At 71.2% G+C, this 16,078-nt stretch carries 21 protein-coding genes; 14 read left to right on the top strand and 7 right to left on the bottom strand.

Features of this window, described 5'->3' with window-relative positions; all coding sequences use genetic code 11:
* The first annotated feature begins 57 nt into the window (after positions 1–57).
* Positions 58–1,296, top strand: coding sequence for an MFS transporter (locus tag IZR02_RS00290; RefSeq protein WP_025105189.1), 1,239 nt, complete (start codon positions 58–60; stop codon positions 1,294–1,296).
* A 1-nt stretch (position 1,297) separates the two neighbouring features.
* On the opposite strand, the gene IZR02_RS00285 is transcribed toward IZR02_RS00290, so the two are convergent.
* Both IZR02_RS00285 and IZR02_RS00280 read right to left on the bottom strand, forming a co-directional pair.
* A complete protein-coding gene (locus tag IZR02_RS00285) occupies positions 1,298–1,942 on the bottom strand; it encodes a response regulator (RefSeq protein ID WP_025105188.1) in 645 nt (214 codons plus the stop codon).
* Positions 1,939–3,135, bottom strand: coding sequence for a sensor histidine kinase (locus IZR02_RS00280; RefSeq protein ID WP_025105187.1), 1,197 nt, complete (start codon positions 3,133–3,135; stop codon positions 1,939–1,941). Before IZR02_RS00280 ends, IZR02_RS00285 begins: the two co-directional genes overlap by 4 nt.
* A 115-nt stretch (positions 3,136–3,250) precedes the next feature.
* Between IZR02_RS00280 and IZR02_RS00275 the strand changes: the two genes are divergently transcribed.
* Positions 3,251–4,099 carry a GAP family protein gene (locus IZR02_RS00275; RefSeq protein WP_029989914.1) on the top strand — a complete coding sequence of 283 codons (849 nt, stop codon included), beginning with the start codon at positions 3,251–3,253 and terminating at the stop codon, positions 4,097–4,099.
* A gap of 35 nt (positions 4,100–4,134) precedes the next feature.
* Entirely contained in the window at positions 4,135–4,830 is a 696-nt protein-coding gene (nucS, locus tag IZR02_RS00270; RefSeq protein ID WP_025105185.1) for an endonuclease NucS, read from the top strand.
* 2 nt (positions 4,831–4,832) lie between these two features.
* Here the strand turns inward: nucS and IZR02_RS00265 are convergent, their stop codons facing one another.
* The gene (locus tag IZR02_RS00265) at positions 4,833–5,069 is read right to left on the bottom strand and encodes a hypothetical protein (RefSeq protein ID WP_025105184.1); all 237 of its coding nucleotides are present in this window, start codon (positions 5,067–5,069) and stop codon (positions 4,833–4,835) included.
* A gap of 144 nt (positions 5,070–5,213) precedes the next feature.
* Here IZR02_RS00265 and IZR02_RS00260 point away from each other — a divergent pair, with 144 nt between their 5' ends.
* Positions 5,214–5,879 (top strand): HAD hydrolase-like protein, encoded by a 666-nt coding sequence (locus tag IZR02_RS00260; protein ID WP_025105183.1) that lies wholly within the window; start codon positions 5,214–5,216, stop codon positions 5,877–5,879.
* A gap of 92 nt (positions 5,880–5,971) precedes the next feature.
* Here the strand turns inward: IZR02_RS00260 and IZR02_RS00255 are convergent, their stop codons facing one another.
* The gene (locus tag IZR02_RS00255) at positions 5,972–6,178 is read right to left on the bottom strand and encodes a cold-shock protein (protein ID WP_017203899.1); all 207 of its coding nucleotides are present in this window, start codon (positions 6,176–6,178) and stop codon (positions 5,972–5,974) included.
* 480 nt (positions 6,179–6,658) lie between these two features.
* Here IZR02_RS00255 and IZR02_RS00250 point away from each other — a divergent pair, with 480 nt between their 5' ends.
* Positions 6,659–7,480 (top strand): shikimate 5-dehydrogenase, encoded by an 822-nt coding sequence (locus IZR02_RS00250; RefSeq protein WP_025105182.1) that lies wholly within the window; start codon positions 6,659–6,661, stop codon positions 7,478–7,480.
* 15 nt (positions 7,481–7,495) lie between these two features.
* Here the strand turns inward: IZR02_RS00250 and IZR02_RS00245 are convergent, their stop codons facing one another.
* The gene (locus IZR02_RS00245) at positions 7,496–7,933 is read right to left on the bottom strand and encodes an SRPBCC family protein (RefSeq protein ID WP_025105181.1); all 438 of its coding nucleotides are present in this window, start codon (positions 7,931–7,933) and stop codon (positions 7,496–7,498) included.
* A 148-nt stretch (positions 7,934–8,081) separates the two neighbouring features.
* Between IZR02_RS00245 and IZR02_RS00240 the strand changes: the two genes are divergently transcribed.
* The 4 genes from IZR02_RS00240 to IZR02_RS00225 all read left to right on the top strand — a co-directional run bounded on the left by IZR02_RS00240 (position 8,082) and on the right by IZR02_RS00225 (position 11,987).
* Positions 8,082–9,410 carry a cytochrome P450 gene (locus IZR02_RS00240; protein ID WP_029989910.1) on the top strand — a complete coding sequence of 443 codons (1,329 nt, stop codon included), beginning with the start codon at positions 8,082–8,084 and terminating at the stop codon, positions 9,408–9,410.
* Positions 9,411–9,513: 103 nt separating this feature from the next.
* Positions 9,514–10,698: a zinc-dependent alcohol dehydrogenase gene (locus IZR02_RS00235; RefSeq protein ID WP_025105179.1), complete on the top strand. Its 1,185-nt coding sequence runs from the start codon at positions 9,514–9,516 to the stop codon at positions 10,696–10,698.
* 69 nt (positions 10,699–10,767) lie between these two features.
* On the top strand, positions 10,768–11,013 hold the full coding sequence (locus tag IZR02_RS00230; protein ID WP_025105178.1) for a hypothetical protein: 246 nt from the start codon (positions 10,768–10,770) through the stop codon (positions 11,011–11,013).
* Positions 11,010–11,987 (top strand): SRPBCC family protein, encoded by a 978-nt coding sequence (locus IZR02_RS00225; RefSeq protein ID WP_025105177.1) that lies wholly within the window; start codon positions 11,010–11,012, stop codon positions 11,985–11,987. Before IZR02_RS00230 ends, IZR02_RS00225 begins: the two co-directional genes overlap by 4 nt.
* Positions 11,988–11,995: 8 nt before the next feature.
* Here IZR02_RS00225 and IZR02_RS00220 read toward each other — a convergent pair whose 3' ends face one another.
* Entirely contained in the window at positions 11,996–12,307 is a 312-nt protein-coding gene (locus IZR02_RS00220) for a hypothetical protein (RefSeq protein ID WP_025105176.1), read from the bottom strand.
* Positions 12,308–12,444: 137 nt separating this feature from the next.
* On the bottom strand, positions 12,445–12,579 hold the full coding sequence (locus tag IZR02_RS17995; RefSeq protein WP_255218720.1) for a hypothetical protein: 135 nt from the start codon (positions 12,577–12,579) through the stop codon (positions 12,445–12,447).
* A 359-nt stretch (positions 12,580–12,938) separates the two neighbouring features.
* Between IZR02_RS17995 and IZR02_RS00215 the strand changes: the two genes are divergently transcribed.
* From IZR02_RS00215 to IZR02_RS00195, 5 genes are all read left to right on the top strand, one after another.
* Entirely contained in the window at positions 12,939–13,205 is a 267-nt protein-coding gene (locus tag IZR02_RS00215; protein WP_025105175.1) for a hypothetical protein, read from the top strand.
* Complete coding sequence (locus IZR02_RS00210) at positions 13,202–13,516, top strand: hypothetical protein (RefSeq protein WP_025105174.1); 315 nt, start codon at positions 13,202–13,204, stop codon at positions 13,514–13,516. The genes IZR02_RS00215 and IZR02_RS00210 overlap by 4 nt, the downstream gene beginning before the upstream one ends.
* 27 nt (positions 13,517–13,543) lie before the next feature.
* Positions 13,544–14,017: a MarR family winged helix-turn-helix transcriptional regulator gene (locus IZR02_RS00205; protein ID WP_025105173.1), complete on the top strand. Its 474-nt coding sequence runs from the start codon at positions 13,544–13,546 to the stop codon at positions 14,015–14,017.
* The gene (locus IZR02_RS00200; RefSeq protein WP_025105172.1) at positions 14,014–14,817 is read left to right on the top strand and encodes an SDR family oxidoreductase; all 804 of its coding nucleotides are present in this window, start codon (positions 14,014–14,016) and stop codon (positions 14,815–14,817) included. The genes IZR02_RS00205 and IZR02_RS00200 overlap by 4 nt, the downstream gene beginning before the upstream one ends.
* Before the next feature lie 122 nt (positions 14,818–14,939).
* Positions 14,940–16,076, top strand: a complete 1,137-nt coding sequence (locus IZR02_RS00195) for a calcium:proton antiporter (RefSeq protein ID WP_240183585.1) — start codon at positions 14,940–14,942, stop codon at positions 16,074–16,076.
* Positions 16,077–16,078: the final 2 nt, after the last annotated feature.

The following is a 16,078-nucleotide window of genomic DNA, read 5'->3' as shown; positions in this document are numbered from 1 at the left end:
CCGAGGATAGCCCGGTTCGGTCGCGCAAGGTCGAATCGATTCGATAGGCTGTCCGCCATGGACACCGCCCTTTCCCGTTCGCAGTTCGTGCGCTGGCGCACCGCGATCTTCGCCATCTTCCTCGCCAGCGGCCTCTCGATCGCGACCTGGGCCTCCCGCGTGCCCGGGATCAAGGAGGCGCTCGACCTCGACAATGCGCAGGTCGGCCTGATCCTCCTGGGCATGGGCGTGGCGTCCATCCTCGGCATCTCGACCAGCCCCGCCGTCATGGCCCGGACCGGTGCGCGGCGCGGGATGCTCCTGGCGATGCTCACGTTCGCCACGGGCATCGCGCTCGTCGGCCTCGGCGCGACCGTCTTCGGTTCCGTGCCGGTCGTCCTCATCGGCATGGTGCTCTTCGGCTTCGGCAACGGCTGCGTCGACGTCATGATGAACGTCGAGGCCACCGCCATCGAGCAGCAGATGGGCCGCACCATCCTGCCGGTCTTCCACGCGTTCTTCAGCTTCGGCACCGTGCTCGGCGCCGGCATCGGCGCCCTCGCCGCGGCCCTCCAGGTCGACGTCGGCACGCACGCGGTGTCGATGGGCGTCCTCATCGCCGTGATCGCTGTCGTCTGCTTCTTCCAGGTGCCCGTGCGCGAGGCCGCCCTCGACCCCGAGGACCACGAGAAGCCCCCGTTCCGCCAGCGCATGCACACCGCGCTCGAGGCCTGGCGCGAACCGCGCACGTATCTGCTGGGAACCGTCATGCTCGGCATGTCCTTCGCGGAGGGCGGCGCCAACGACTGGATCGCCCTGGGCACCGAGCAGGGACACGGCTTCGCGGAGGGCACAGGCGCCGTCGCCCTGGCGGTCTTCTCCGTGGGCATGACGGTGGTGCGCCTCTTCGGCGGACCGCTGGTCGACCGCTTCGGCCGGGTGCTGGTGCTGCGCATCCTGGCCGCGACCGCCGCCACCGGAATCCTCCTGTTCATCCTCGCGCCCACGCTGCCGCTGGTCCTCGTCGGCGCGGCGCTGTGGGGCATCGGTGCGTCGCTCGGCTTCCCCCTCGGCATGTCGGCCGCGGCGGACGATCCGGCCAAGGCCGCCGCACGGGTGAGCGCGGCGGCGACCATCGGATACGTGGCGTTCCTCGGCGGCCCGCCCGTGCTCGGGGTCATCAGCGAGCACATCGGGCTGCTCAACACGCTCTTCATCCTCGTCGCGCTCGTGGTGCTCTCGGGGCTCTTCTCCGGCGCCGCCCGCCCGCTCCGCGCGGAGGAGAAGGCACCGGCGGTTCCGACCGTCGAGGGCTGACTCAGTCCTCGACCCCGCGGACGAGCGCGGCCGCGTGCGACCGGCTGCGCGCGCCGAGCTTGGTGAGGACGTTCGAGACGTGCGTCTTCACCGTCGGGACGGAGATCCGCAGGCGCGCGGCGAGCTGGGCGTTCGACCACCCCTGCAGGATCCCGTCGAGGACGTCGCGCTCCCGGGGCGTCAGCTCCGGCAGCGCGAACGTCGTCATCGGCGCCGGCTCCGGGGTGGACGCCGCCACCGCGGCGAGCGCGCGGCGTGTGACCCGCGGATCCAGCGCTCCCTCTCCGGCGGCGACAGCACGCACCGCCTGGACGAGAGTCGGCGCGTCGACCGTCTTCAGGAGGAATCCGACCGCTCCCGCCCGGATCGCCGCGAGCACGAGCTCGTCCTCGTCGAAGCTCGTCAGGACGAGCACATCCCCCAGTCCGCGCTCGACGATCTCGCGGGTGGCCGAGACCCCGTCGCGTCCCGGCATGCGCAGATCCATGAGGACGACATCCGGCCGGAGCGCTGCGGCGTTGCGCACGGCCACCTCGCCGTCGGCGGCCTCCCCGACGACCGTGATGTCGTGCGTCTCCAGCATGATGCGCAGGCCGGCCCGGATCGCGCCGTGGTCGTCGGCGAGCAGCACGGTCGGTGCGGTCATGCCCGGCCCCCCACCGGCAGTCGCGCCTCGACCAGCCAGCCGTCGGGTTCCGCACCGGCCCGGAACGTCCCGCCCAGCGCGGTGATGCGCTCGCGAAGCATCTGCAGCCCCCACCCCTCGCCGCCTTGCCCGGCGGTGACGGTCGGCGCGCCGCCTCGCGACCGCACCGTCACGTGCGCCTGACCGTCGACAGGGCCGATGGCCACGTCGACCACGGCGCCGTTCGCATGGCGGACGCAGTTCCCCAACGCCTCACGCACCACCCGCACGACCGCCTGCTCTCCGCCGCCGCCGAGCGCACCCGGATCCTCGACGGCGAGGCGCACGTCCAAGCCCGAGCGTCGGGCCTCCGCGGCGAGGCCCTCGAGGTCGGCCCATCCCGGGGTCGGCGCGAGCGCCCCGTCGCCGCGGCGCAGCACCCCGATCATGGTGCGCAGGGCTCCGTGCGCGTCCAGCCCGGCATCGCGCACGGCCTGCAGCGCGGCGCGATCGTCCGACCGTGCCGCGGGCGCGGCGAGCGCCGCCTCCGCCCGGATGGCCATGGCCATCACGTGCCCCGCCACCACATCGTGGAGTTCGCGCGCCATCGCCTCGCGCTCGCGCTGCACGGCCTGTGCCCGATCGCGGGCGGCGGTCGCTGCGGCGTCCTCCGCCCGCTGACGGTGCAGGTCGGCCAACTCGTGCGCCTGCGACACCGCCACCGCCCACCAGTAGTCCGTACCGAAGATCGCGCCGAACTGCACCGCGAACAGGACCGCGACCGCGGGCGTCGCCGCCGAGAGGAGCAGGGCGGCGAGGAAGAGGACGACGGTCGCCGCGCCCAGGAGCACGAGCAGCACGCGGCGCCCGCGTGGGCCGGCGAGGAAGGCCGCCGTCCACAGCACATCCAGCAGCACCACGAGTGTCCCGACGCCGCCGACGGTGAGGAGGTCGGCGACGAAGAGCCCGGCGACGAGCGCGAGCACCGTCCACGGATGACGCCGCTTGCCGAGCGCGAGAGCGCAGGCCGGGATCGCGAGAACCAGGGCCCACCACGGCGAGACGTCCTCCGGTAGAAGGGAGAAGGGTCCCCAGATGCCGTGGAACCCGAGCGCCGCCATGACCGTCGCGAGAGCGGCCATGCCCAGCGGGTCCACCCACCACCGGTGCCGCCGGTACCAGGCGGCGGGCCCTCCGTCGGCCGGATCGTGCATGTCCTCATGCAACCACGGCGCGATCGGCGTCGCATCCGACCAAAGGATGAGGGCATCCGGACGACCCCGACTTTCGCCCGATCCGCGCTCGGCGTGCCGCCGGGATCGTGGAAGCATGGAACTCTTCGGCGGGCTGCCGCTGCCCCTCTCCCTCGCCGTGCTCGCGCTCATCGACGGTCTGAGCGTCGGGACGCTGCTCATCCCGGTCTTCCTCCTCCTGCACCCCGGACGCGTACGCGCCGGACGGATCCTCCTCTATCTCGCGACGATCGCCGTGTTCTATCTCGTGGTCGGTCTCCTCTTCCTCTGGGGGCTGGTGAACCTCGTCGACGTCGCCTCCGACTTCCTGAGCTCTCCCGCGGGCATGATCACCCGTCTCGTCGTCGGTGCCGCGCTGCTCGTCACCGCCTTCGTGATGCCGACGAAGCCTGCGGAGGCGGCGCCGGTCGGAGCGCCCGCGGCCACCACCGCGGCGACCGGCCCCGGCGGACCGGCCGGCGAACCGCTGTCCGGGCCGAACGCCCCGGCATCCCCTCCCGTTCCGTCCGCCGCCGCGACGGCCGCTGCGCGTCCCGGTCGGATCGTTCGGTGGCGGGAACGCCTGCTCGACCCGCAGACTCGGGGGTTCGCGGTCATGGCCGTCGCCATCGCCGCGGGGCTCGTGGAGGTCGCGACGATGCTCCCGTACATCGTGGCGATGACGATGCTCGCGGACGCCGGCGTCGACACGCCGCTCCGGGTGCTCTCCCTCGCCGGGTACTGCGCGCTGATGATCGCTCCGGCGCTCGTGCTCCTCGTGCTCCGACTCGTGGCGGCCCCGCTCGTGCAGCGTCCGCTGGAGCGCTTCGCCGCCTGGATGGAGCGGACGGGCGCGGAGAACACGGCGTGGATCATCGGCATCATCGGCTTCCTCATCGCCCGCTCGGCCGCGACGGAGCTCGGACTCTTCGACGCGTTCCTCTGACCGCGTGACCGGCGACGACGAAGTAGGCTCGTCGGGTGCGTCTCGTCATCGCCCGCTGCTCGGTCGACTACACCGGCCGACTCAACGCCCATCTTCCGCTCGCCACCCGCCTGCTCGTGCACAAGGGTGACGGGAGTCTGCTCGTGCACTCCGACGGCGGCAGCTACAAGCCGCTGAACTGGATGAGCCCGCCGTGTGTGCTCGCGACCGAGGAACCGGGCGAGGAGGAGGCCGGCGCCGGCGTCGTCGAGGTGTGGCGCGTGACCCACAAGAAGACCGGCGATGCCCTCCGCGTGCAGATCTACGAGGTCATCCACGACTCCAGCCACGAGCTCGGGATCGACCCCGGTCTGCAGAAGGACGGCGTCGAGGCCGACCTGCAGCGCCTGCTCGCGGAACAGGTGGACCGCGTCGCCGAGGGCGCCACCCTGGTCCGTCGCGAGTACCCCACGGCCATCGGCCCCGTCGACCTGCTCGTGCGCGACGCCGACGGCGCGGCGATCGCGGTCGAGGTCAAGCGCCGCGGCGACATCGACGGCGTGGAGCAGCTCACCCGCTACCTCGAGCTCCTGGGTCGAGACCCCCACCTCGCCCCGGTGCAGGGCGTGTTCGCCGCCCAGGAGATCAAGCCGCAGGCCCGCGTCCTCGCCGAGGATCGCGGCATCCGCTGCCTCGTGCTCGACTACGACGACATGAAGGGCATCGAGTCGGGCATCCCCCGCCTCTTCTGACCTCAGCGCGTCGAGACCAGGCGCGGCCGCGGACCCTCCAGCCGTGCGATCGCGATCTTCACCTCGGTGAGCTCGTGCTCGATCCGGTCGAACTTCGCGTCCTGGGCCGCGAACCTCGCGTCCACCGCGGCGAACCGCGTGTCCATCCGACCGATCATCCAGCCGAATCCGCTGATGATCGCGACGAGAGTCGTCGCGGCCGTCGCCAGCATCGTGATGACTTCCACCGACACGTACATGCCCCCATTCTCACCCGTGATCCCGCGGCTGTCACGACTCTAGATCGGCGTGAAGGGCCTTCCCGCGTTCGGTGGAGAAACCCGTTTCGTGCACACCTGTGCAGGACGGGCGGGCACCCGTTCGCGGGACCCTAGGCTGGAGGCATGCCCTCTTCGCCTTACTCGTGTGTGCTCTGGGACGTCGACGGGACCATCGTCGACGCCTCGGTCGGGATCCTGCGTCGCCTGAACATCGCCCTGACGCACTTCGGCCACCCGGCGCCGACGCGCGAGGAGCTCGTGCACTGGATCGGCCCTCCCATGTTCCAGTCCTTCCAGGACCAGGCCGGGATGACACCGGAGCAATCGACCGAGGCTGTGGCGTTCTACCGCACCCTCGGCAAGGCCGACGGGTACACGACCGACGTGCAGACGTACCCCGGGGTCGCCGAGCTGATCCACGACCTGCACGCGGCGGGCGTCCCCCAGGCGACGGCGAGTTCGAAGCCGGAGAATCAAGTCGACGCCCTGGTGGATCACTTCGGACTGCGGCCGTCGTTCCTCACGACCGTGGGCGCCACGCCGGACGAGGCCACGCTCGCGTCCAAGACCGACATCGTGGCCGAGGCGCTGCGACGGCTGCGCGCGCTCGGTGCCGACACCTCCCGCCCGGTCCTCGTCGGCGACCGGCACCACGACGTCGAGGGCGGTCTCGCCAACGGCGTGCCCGTGATCTTCGTCGGCTGGGGCTTCAGCGACCCGCACGAGGGCGACGACGCGGCGTTCCGCGTCTCGACCGTAGACGAGCTGCGCGCACTCCTGCTGCCCTGACCGGCTCCAGGGCCGTCAGGGAAGACGAAACTCCCCGCCGGGTCAGCGCCTGCGCGTGGATCCGACGGGGAGTTCCCGGTGTTGCTTCCGCCTCAGACGGGGCGGATGTTCTCTGCCTGCAGGCCCTTGGGACCCTGCGCCACATCGAACTCGACCCGCTGGTTCTCTTCGAGAGAGCGGTAGCCGGATGACTGGATGGCGGAGTAGTGCGCGAAGACGTCAGCGCCTCCGTCGTCGGGGGAGATGAAGCCGAAGCCCTTCTCCGAGTTGAACCACTTGACCGTGCCCTGGGTGCTCATGTACTGCCTGTTCTGCTGATGTAGAAGCCGACGCAGGGGTGCACCGACATCGCTAACGCTAGTGGAGGGGACCCCCGGCGGAATAGCCGTTGCGAGAAGGTAATCCAAATGTTGCATGAGCGGACGCGCCCGGAAAATGGTGTGGCCCTCACCGCGGGGGGAGCGATGAGGGCCGAAGACGACCGGAGGGTGCGTCAGAAACAGCCTAACCCCTCCGCGCGCTTCTTGTCCCCCTTTTGGGGGACAAATTTGAAAATCTTCGTGGCGGACGGCCGGGTAGCGGCCCTCTCGAGGAGTTCATTGGGGACTGAACTACTCGAGAGGGCCCAATCGCATGCACGGATCGCCCGGCCCGTGGGGAGGGCCTCCGCCTCCTGGGGAGAGGCGTAGACGATCGATCCCCTTGCATGCACTTTCACCATAGGGGAGGACGCGATCTCCCGCCATGGACCTTGACAGACGCAGGGGTAGCCTGATTCGGTGACCATGCTGAACAAGGACATGACGCTCTGCATCTCGCTGTCCGCGCGGCCGAGCAACAACGGCACGCGCTTCCACAACCACCTGTACGAGGCCCTCGGTCTGAACTGGATCTACAAGGCGTTCGCGCCGACCGATCTGGCGCAGGCCATCGCGGGGGTGCGCGGCCTCGGCATCCGCGGGTGCGCGATCTCGATGCCCTATAAAGAGGACGTCATCGCGCTCGTCGACCGCATGGACCCCTCGGCACAGGCCATCGACTCCGTCAACACGATCGTGAACGACGACGGCGTCCTCACGGCCCACAACACCGACTATTCGGCGATCGCGCAGCTGATCGCGGAGAACGACCTCGACCCGGCGTCGTCGGTCCTCCTCCGGGGTTCGGGCGGCATGGCGAAGGCGACGGCCGCCGCGTTCCGCGACGCCGGCTTCACGGACGTGACCATCGTCGCCCGGAACGAGACGGCGGGCCGCGCCCTCGCCGAGCTGTACGGGTTCGCCTGGCGCGCCGAGGTCGGAGACGCGAGGGCCGACGTGATCGTGAACGTCACCCCGCTCGGCATGGCCGGAGGTGCGGAGGCCGACACCCTCGCCTTCCCGGAGCCGGCCATCGACGCCGCCGCGGTCGTGTTCGACGTCGTCGCGCTGCCCGCCGAGACGCCGCTCATCGCGGCCGGGCGCGCTGCAGGCAAGGCCGTGATCTCGGGAGCCGAGGTCGCGACTCGACAGGCGCTGGAGCAGTTCGTCCTCTACACCGGCATCCGCCCCTCGGCGGAGCAGGTGCGCGCCGCCGAGGAGTTCATGCGCGCCGGAGCCTGATGCGCAGAGCCCGCGTCAGGAGGCGCGGCCCTCGGCCAGGTAGCCGAGACGGTGCAGCGTCTCCGCATTCCGCCAGCGGAGCATCGGCGTGGTCAGGAACCGGGGCAGGATCGTGGCCGGGCCCTTGACCGGCTCCTCATCGATGCGCACCTGGCATCCGCTCGGGGTCGTCCGCGCGCGGATCGTCACCTGCGCCTCTCCCACCGGCCAGCCGCGCGCCCGCATGACCGCACGGTGCGGCGGGTGCCACTCCACCAGTTCGGTGGTGTCGTCCAGGAGCGTGGGCCACGTGCCGACCGAATGGTGCAGCTGGGCCCCGGCCGCGGGCCAGGAGTCGTCCACGTCGCGCATACGGGAGGCGCCGACCACCCACGCGGGGTAGAGCCAGCCGCTCGCCAGCACGCGGAACACGTCATGGGTGGTGCACGTCAGGTCGCGGGTGTTGGTGGCCATGGTTCCTCCGTTCCGACCTCATCCTGCGCGCCCCGGAAGACGGTCGGACAGGTGCTTGACATCCGCAGAGCCGACCGTCCGGCTAGCACAAACGTCTCGAGGATGCTTCCCCCTGGGCCCCGTCGAGATCCCGTGTCAGGGTCGCATCATGCTTCAGCGACTGACTTCCCGACTGTCCGACGGTGTCGACGCGGTCCTGCACGAGGACTCGCCGTCGCTGCTCACCCGCGGCTACGACTTCGGCGAGCACATCTGGCGTCGAGCCCGCCCCGGCGCCCGGTCGGCCCCGATGCGCCTCCTCGGGCACCCGGCGGCCTTCGTCCGCGGTGCCGAGGGGGTGGAGCTGTTCTGCGACGAGAGCCGCATCGCCCGCGCCGGCGCCATGCCGGGGATCGTCCGCGAGCCCCTGTTCGGGCACGGGTCCGTGCACGCGCTCGACGGCACCGCCCACCGCCACCGCAAGGCCACCTTCGTCGAAGCCGCGTACGAGGATGCGCAGGTCCAACGGCTCACACCGTTCCTCGAACGGGAGTGGGCGGCCGAGCGTGAGGACTGGCGTGCCGGCGGCACCCGCAGCGCTTACGACGCGGCCGTCGGCGCCTTCGGGCGCGCCATGATGCGCTGGGCCGGACTGCCGGGGACGGCGGCGGCGCAGACCCGCTGGGCCGCGCGCCTCGCGCAGATCGTGGACGGGTTCGGCGCCCCCTACTCCCCCGCCTACGTCGAGGCCTTCGCGAACCGGATCTTCTCGGACCGGCACGCGCGTCGCCTCATCGAAGCCGTCCGCGCCGGCGATCTGACGGCACCGGAGGGCACCGCGCTCGCCCTGTGGGCCGCGCATCGCGACGAGAACGGCGAGCTGCTGCCCGCCCGGGTCGCCGGGGTCGAGCTGCAGAACAGCATCCGTCCGATGATCGCCGCCGCGCGGTTCGTGGCCTTCGCCGCGAAGCAGCTGCACGACCACCCCGAGTGGCGTACCCGGATCGCCGCCGAGACCGCCGAGCGGGGATCGCTCGTGGGTGGAACGCTCGCGACGATGTTCGCGCAGGAGGTGCGGCGGACCGGACTGTTCGTGCCGATGCTGCCTGGTCGCACCGTCGCCGAGGTCGAGATCGACGGCGTCACGATCCCGGAGGGCGGCCGGGTCGTCCTCGACATCCTCGGCACGAACACCGACGAGCGGTCGTGGTCCCACCCGGAGCGCTTCGCCCCCGAGCGGTTCACCGATGTGGACGACTACGAGGAGATCACGACCTTAGTCCCCCAAGGCGGGGGCGACGTCGCCACCGGTCACCGCTGCCCCGGCGAGAAGCTCGTCATCGCCGGGCTCTCCGCCGCCGTCGCCGTCCTGAGCGACCCGGAGCTGACGGTGCTCGACGAGGGGCTCGACGTGAATCGCCGCCGCCTGCCCACCAAGCCCACGTCCGGAGCGCGGGTGCGCGCCGCCGCTTCCGGGCGCGGCTGCCCGTTCCACTGAGTCCCGGGGTCGCACGTCGTCCAGGGCCTGTCAACCGGGTGGCCATGCTGCGGCGCGCCCGAGAGCGTGGAGGGACGACGGACATCGAGACGTGGAGGACATGATGAAGGCACTCACCTGGCAGGGCAAGCGGAACGTGACGGTGGAGGAGGTCGCCGACCCGGTGATCCAGCAGCCGGCGGACGCCATCATCCGGATCACCTCGTCGGCCATCTGCGGCTCCGATCTGCACCTCTACGAGCTCCTGGGGCCGTTCCTCGACCGTGGAGACATCCTCGGACACGAGCCGATGGGCGTCGTGGTGGAGGTCGGTGCGAACGTCACGAAGCTGAAGCCGGGCGATCGCGTGGTGATCCCCTTCACCATCGCCTGCGGCGTGTGCTTCTTCTGTCTCCGCGGGCTGCAATCGCAGTGCGAGACGACCCAGGTGCGCAAGTACGGCAGCGGCGCGGCGCTCTTCGGCTACACCAAGCTCTACGGCCAGGTCCCCGGCGGGCAGGCGGAGTACCTCCGCGTGCCGCTGGCTGACTACAACCACATCCCGGTCGCGCCGGACCTGCCCGATGAGCGCTACCTCTTCCTCAGCGACATCCTGCCGACGGCGTGGCAGGGCGTGGAGTACGCGCAGCTCCCCGAAGGCGGCACCCTCGCGGTGATGGGCCTCGGACCCGTCGGACAGTTCGTCAGCCGGATCGCCCGCCACCGCGGCCACCGCGTCATCGCGGTCGAACCGGTGGCGGAGCGGCGCGCGATGGCCGAGCGGCACGGCATCGAGACGCTCGATCTCACCGACACGGCCGTGGAGGAGATCCGCGATGCCACGGAAGGCCGTGGCGCCGACGCCGTGGTGGATGCGGTGGGGCTGGAAGCGCACGGCAACAGCGGAGTGGAGTTCCTGCAGAAAGCGGTGGGCCTGCTGCCCGATCCCGCAGCGCGGCAGATGCTCGACAAGGCCGGTGTCGACCGGCTCGCGGCGGTGTACGCCTCGATCGACGCCGTCCGCCGAGGCGGCACGGTCTCGCTGAGCGGCGTGTACGCGGGCGACGCCGACATCCTGCCGATGAAGACCCTGTTCGACAAGCAGATCAGCCTGCGGATGGGGCAGTGCAACGTGAAGAACTGGATCGACGACATCCTTCCCCTCGTCGAGGACCCATCCGACCCGCTCGGCGTGATGGATCTGACGACGCATCACGCGGCGCTGGAGGACGCCCCGGAGCTGTACCGGACGTTCCAGGAGAAGAAGGACGGCTGCATCAAGGTCGTGCTGCACCCCTCCGGCGCCTGACGGGCCCGTCGAGGGGCCCCGGAGCAACCCGGGTTGACAGGGCTTCGGCAAGCAACGTAGGTTGACAGCATGGAGTCCCTCGACATCGCCCGCACCGCGGCGGACACGACCGATCCGCGTGCCGGGCTGCGCGCCGTGGCCTCGCTGCGGAGCCTCGCCGACGCCCTCGAGCTGCGTCAGGTGGAGGCCGCGCTCCGCGCCGGAATGAGCTGGCAGACCATCGCGGATGCCCTCGGCGTCACGCGGCAGGCCGTGCACAAGAAGCACAGCCGCCGCATCGATCCGAGCATCCCGGTGCCGCGGAGGAACGCATGAGCCGGTTCACGCAGGCGGCTGCCACCATGCACACGCTGTCGCTCGCGGCGATGGAGGAGGCGTCGCGCCTCGGCGTGCACGACGCGGACATCGATCATCTGCTGCTCGCTCTCACGCTCGATGCGGACACCGGCGGGCAGGTGCTCCGGAGGGCCGGGATCCGCCTCGATACCGCCCGGGCGGCCGTCGAGGCGCAGCACGCGGGGCAGCTCCTCGCCATGGGGATCGATGCCCCGGCGGTGGGTCCGGGTCGCATCGTCTTCCACGAGACCGACGGCTACGACTGGACCGAGCGTGCCCTCGCGGTGCTCCGAGCCGCATCCCAAGGAGGTCGCCGCGGGGACTCCGCCGCCGTACTTCGCGCCCTGCTCGCGGAACCCAGCGGCCTGATCGCCGCCATCCTCGGCCGGCTGGCCGTGACGGAAGACGACCTCACGGCCCAGCTCGACGAGGTCGAAGGCACCGCGCGCTCCCCTCAGCCGGGCCGAAAGCCGGCCGCCGGGGGGATCACCGGGTCCCGCTCGATGTTCGTGCCGGCCGCCGACGCCGAGGTCCGGGCGGTGCTCGCCGATCCTGAACGGCTCCCGGAGTGGGAGCAGAGCGTCGCCGGCGTCCTCCCCGCCGGGAGTGACGGCCCCTGGGAGGCGTTCGCCCCGACGACATCGCCGGACGGACGACCCCTGCGCCGCAAGCCCGAATTCCATCGCCTCTGCGTGATCCGGGACGAAAAGGACGGGGCGCTCACCTGGCGCTTCGAGTACCCCGACGCGCCCCATGCGAATCCGCGCACCCTCACGATGGCACTCGAACCGGCCGCGGGAGGGACGCAGCTCCGCGCGACGATCACGTGGGAGACCGGGCCCCGCGGTCCGGTGCGACGGGCACTGCAGGCACCGCTGCGTCCGCTCTGGCGCGGCCTCGTCTTCATCCAGCTCGCGCAGGTGGAGAGCGGGATCACCCGCCTCTTCCGCTGAGCGCCGGCTCAGGCGCCCTCGTGGCGCGGACCGACGCCCGGCTCCTTGCTGTGGGTCGACTCGTAGGCGGGCTCCGGCGGGTTCTTCGACGACGGGTCGACGCGGGCCGCGTTTCCGGCACCGGCGTCCGCACCGGCGCCACCGGCGGGCACGTCCTGCAGGGCGTCGGGGTCGTCGCCGCCCCGTTCGGCGAGATGCGCCGCGACGCCCTCGCGGGACGGTTCCTCGTCGGAATCGACGTCGTCCTCCTCCGCGAGCCGCAGAGCCTCCTCCGACAGCAACGGCTCGTCCGGGTACATGAAGGCTTCCGGATTCGACATGACGCGCTCCTCTCGTAGCGGGGACTCCAGAGTGCGTCGGATCCGCGCTGAGGACAAGGCCCGTTGACAGGTCGCCGTCGCCCCGGTAGCCCCGGTGGGCGCGGCGGAGCACCGCCACCCCCACCGGGCCGGAGTCCTCAGCTCTTCGCGCCCTTGCGAGGCTTGAGGAACTCGTCCGGGGCGTTCTTCGCGCGCTTCGCCGCCCGCTTCTCCTTGAGCGAGAGCTGCGGCGCCTTCTTCCCTGCGCGACCCGGTGTGGACTTTCCTGACATAGCGCTTCCCCTTTGTGACTGGCTGGCGTAACCCCCGACCATACCCGGAAGCACAGGGAAGTCAAATTTCCCGCTGAACGGGAGAAAAACGCACGCGGCAATCGCTCAGGACCCCACCCGGCGTGCGGACGATTCGGCACTTCTTTTGAATGACTAAAAATAACGTGGTACCGTCGGAGGACAGCAACCGGCCAGGCCGACCGCTCCGCACGCCCCTCACCGGGCCGCCGGCGGAGCGCGCGCCACCGCACCACGCGCACCGACCCCGGGGAGACCACCCCGCCGTCCGACGTGCGCCTCGCGAGGGACCCCCGTCCCTCGGCGCGAGCCTGCCCATCCGCCCCGAGAGAGGAACACGCATGCCAGAGACACGACCCACTGATCAGCGAAGGACGGGGTTCACCTCGATGCCGCACGCCCTCGGCCGCGGCGGCCGCGAGGACATCGTCTGGGAGGCGCTCGAGCGGGTGGACGGCAAGCCGGCGCCCGCGATCGGCGTCATGCAGGCGGCGATGGGCACGGAGGCGCAGATCCGCCTCACCGCGGACGTGATCCGCGCCTACCTCGATGCCCAGGGCCTTCGGGACACCCGGGAGTGGGCGGCACGCCAGGGCGGTGCCGCATGAGGCGCCGGCTCCGCACGGAGACCCAGGAACACGCCGACACCGTCCTCCGCCTGCAGCCGGCCGAGCTCCATGACACGGCGCCGTTCACCCCCGGGGACGACCGCTTCGTCGCCGAGCTCGCCTCCCCCGGCCTCGGGGCGTGCTCGTTCGTCCTCGGCCCGCAGGGCACGCCTGCGCCCGCGTGGATCGTGCTCGACTACGGCGACGGGCAGCAGCGCCGGTGGCGGCGCGCGCGGCGCGCGGGCGGTCGACACTTCTTCGCGCTCGTGGAGGACACGGCGAGCGCGGGGTACATCACAACTGTTGCCTGAGGCAACTTTGAGGCGTACCCTGGACACATGACCACCGGCGAAGACGTCGCCGGCATCCACCTGGCCCTCGTCCGGGTGGTGTCGGAATGGAGTGAGAGCGACCTGCAACGTCAGGTCGCCGAAGCCGTCGACGTCGCCCTCGATCCGTCCGCCATCCGCGCGCTCTACCTGCTCGGGATGAACGGGGGTGCGATGGGCTTCGGCGACCTGGCCGCGCACGCGACGCTGTCGCGGCCGACCACGTCGAAGCTCGTCGCCCGCATGGCGACGCACGGCGTCGTGGACCCCGTGCGCTCGGGACGCACGGTCGAGGTCCGCCTGACGGACGCGGGCCGGACGGCCTATGCGCGCCTGGTCGAGGCCGGCCATCGCATGGTCGACGATGCGCTCGCAGGCTGGTCACCGGACGAGATCGACGGATTCCGCCGCCAGCTCGGCCGCTTCGTCACCGCACTGTCCGGCACGCCGCCGGTCGTGTCCATCAAGGAGGAAACCTCATGACCCGCACCTATGTCGTCACCGGATCGGCATCCGGCATCGGCGCCGCCACCGCCGAACTGCTCCGCTCTCAGGGCCACACCGTCATCGGCGTCGACCTCGCCGGCGTCGAGGTCGACGGAGATCTGTCCACCCACGAGGGGCGGCTGACCGCGGCGAGCGCCGTGGTCGAGGCGGCCGACGACGGGATCGACGCCGTCATCGCCTGCGCCGGCATCTCGGCTCCGATCTCGAAGACGGTGTCCATCAACTTCTTCGGCGTGACGGAGTTCCTGACCGCGCTGCAGCCCACGCTGAGCCTGGCCGACGCACCCCGCGCCGCCGTGGTGTCGTCGATGGCCTCGCTGCAGCCGGTGTCGCCCGAGCTCGTCGACGCCGCCCTCGCCGGCGACGAGGCGCGCGCGATCGAGATCGGCGACCGCCTGGCCGCGACGCCCGAGGCCGGGTTCCTCAACTACTCGTCCAGCAAGCGCGCCCTGTCGCGCTGGGTCCGTCGCGAGAGCGTCACCCCGGCGTGGGCGGGAGCGGGCATCCCGCTGAACGCCGTCGCCCCCGGTACCGTCACCACGGCGATGACGGCCGGCCTGCTCGACTCGCCCGAGGGCCTGGCCATGGTGGATGCCGCCGTGCCGATGCCGCTGAACTACCACCAGCCGGCGTCCTCCATCGCCGAGCTGCTCGTCTGGCTGACCAGTCCGGCCAACACCCACATGGCGGGGCAGACGATCTACTGTGACGGCGGGGCCGACGCGGTGCTGCGCGGCGACGACATCTGGTCCTGGAACGACGCCCCGCAGGGCTGAGTCCGGCTCTGCTCAGCCGCTGTTCCGGGAGCGCGGGTATCCTCGAGGTGTCTCCGGCACCCGGAGCAGCGGACGAGGGAGCAGTACCCGCACACGACGACTGACTCATGAAGGAGTCCGTCATGATCCAGTCGTTCATCACCCGCACCGATGTGCTGCGCGTGGCGCTGGGGTGGGGGGCGTTCGCCGCCCTGCTCGCCCTGCACCCGCTGCTCGCGCCGCCCGTGCCCGGGCCGCTCCTGGTGGTGGCCCTCCTCGCGATCGTCGCCGTCATCCTCGTGTGCGCCTTCGGGGTCGTGAAGCAGGCCGAGGCCCTCGCCCACCGACTGGGCGACCCCTACGGCTCTCTGGTGCTGACGCTGTCGATCGTGCTCATCGAGGTGATCCTCATCTCGGCGGTCATGCTCGGACCGGGCGAGCACGCCACGATCGCGCGCGACTCGGTCATGGCCGTGTCGATGATCATCCTCAACCTCGTGATCGGTCTGGCCCTCCTCCTCGGCGGCCTCCGCCATCGGGGGATGGCGCACAACCGCACCGGCACGTCCGCGTACCTGTCGATGCTCGTGGTCCTCGTCGCCCTGGCGTTCGGGCTCCCCGGCCTCATCGGCGACAACGGTGCGTACACGATCGGCCAGGAGATCCCGATCATCGTGCTCACCCTCGCCCTCTACGCGTTCTTCCTGTTCCGGCAGATGGGTGCGCAGGCCGATGACTTCACCGAGGTGGACGAGCGGCTGCGACCGGTCCGTGCGGCGGAGAGGGAAGAACCCCGGACCCCCATTCGCGAGGTGCTCGCGGCCCACCGCGTCGAGGTGCTGACCCGCCTCGTGCTCCTCGTCGTCACGGTCGTCCCGATCGTGCTGCTCTCGCACGACATGGCGGCCCTGCTCGACGATGGTCTCGGCCGGCTCGGCGCTCCGATCGCCCTGGCGGGACTGCTGATCGCGGGCATCGTGTTCCTCCCCGAGTCGATCACCTCGATCCGCGCCGCCCTGAACGGAGAGGCGCAGCGGGTGAACAACCTCTGCCACGGCGCGCTCGTCTCGACGGTCGGCCTGACCATCCCGGCGGTCCTCCTGATCGGCATGCTCACCGGCCAGGAGGTGGTGCTCGCCGAGTCGCCGGCGAACCTCCTCATGCTCGCCGTGACGCTGCTGCTCTCGCTGACGACGTTCGCGGCGAAGCGGGTCACCGCGATGCACGGCGCGGCGCACCTGGCGACCTTCGCCGTCTACGTCCTCATCCTCTTCAGCTGAGC

This window comes from Microbacterium paraoxydans (assembly GCF_019056515.1).
Lineage (GTDB): Bacteria > Actinomycetota > Actinomycetes > Actinomycetales > Microbacteriaceae > Microbacterium.
This window is presented reverse-complemented; position numbering and strand designations above follow the sequence as displayed.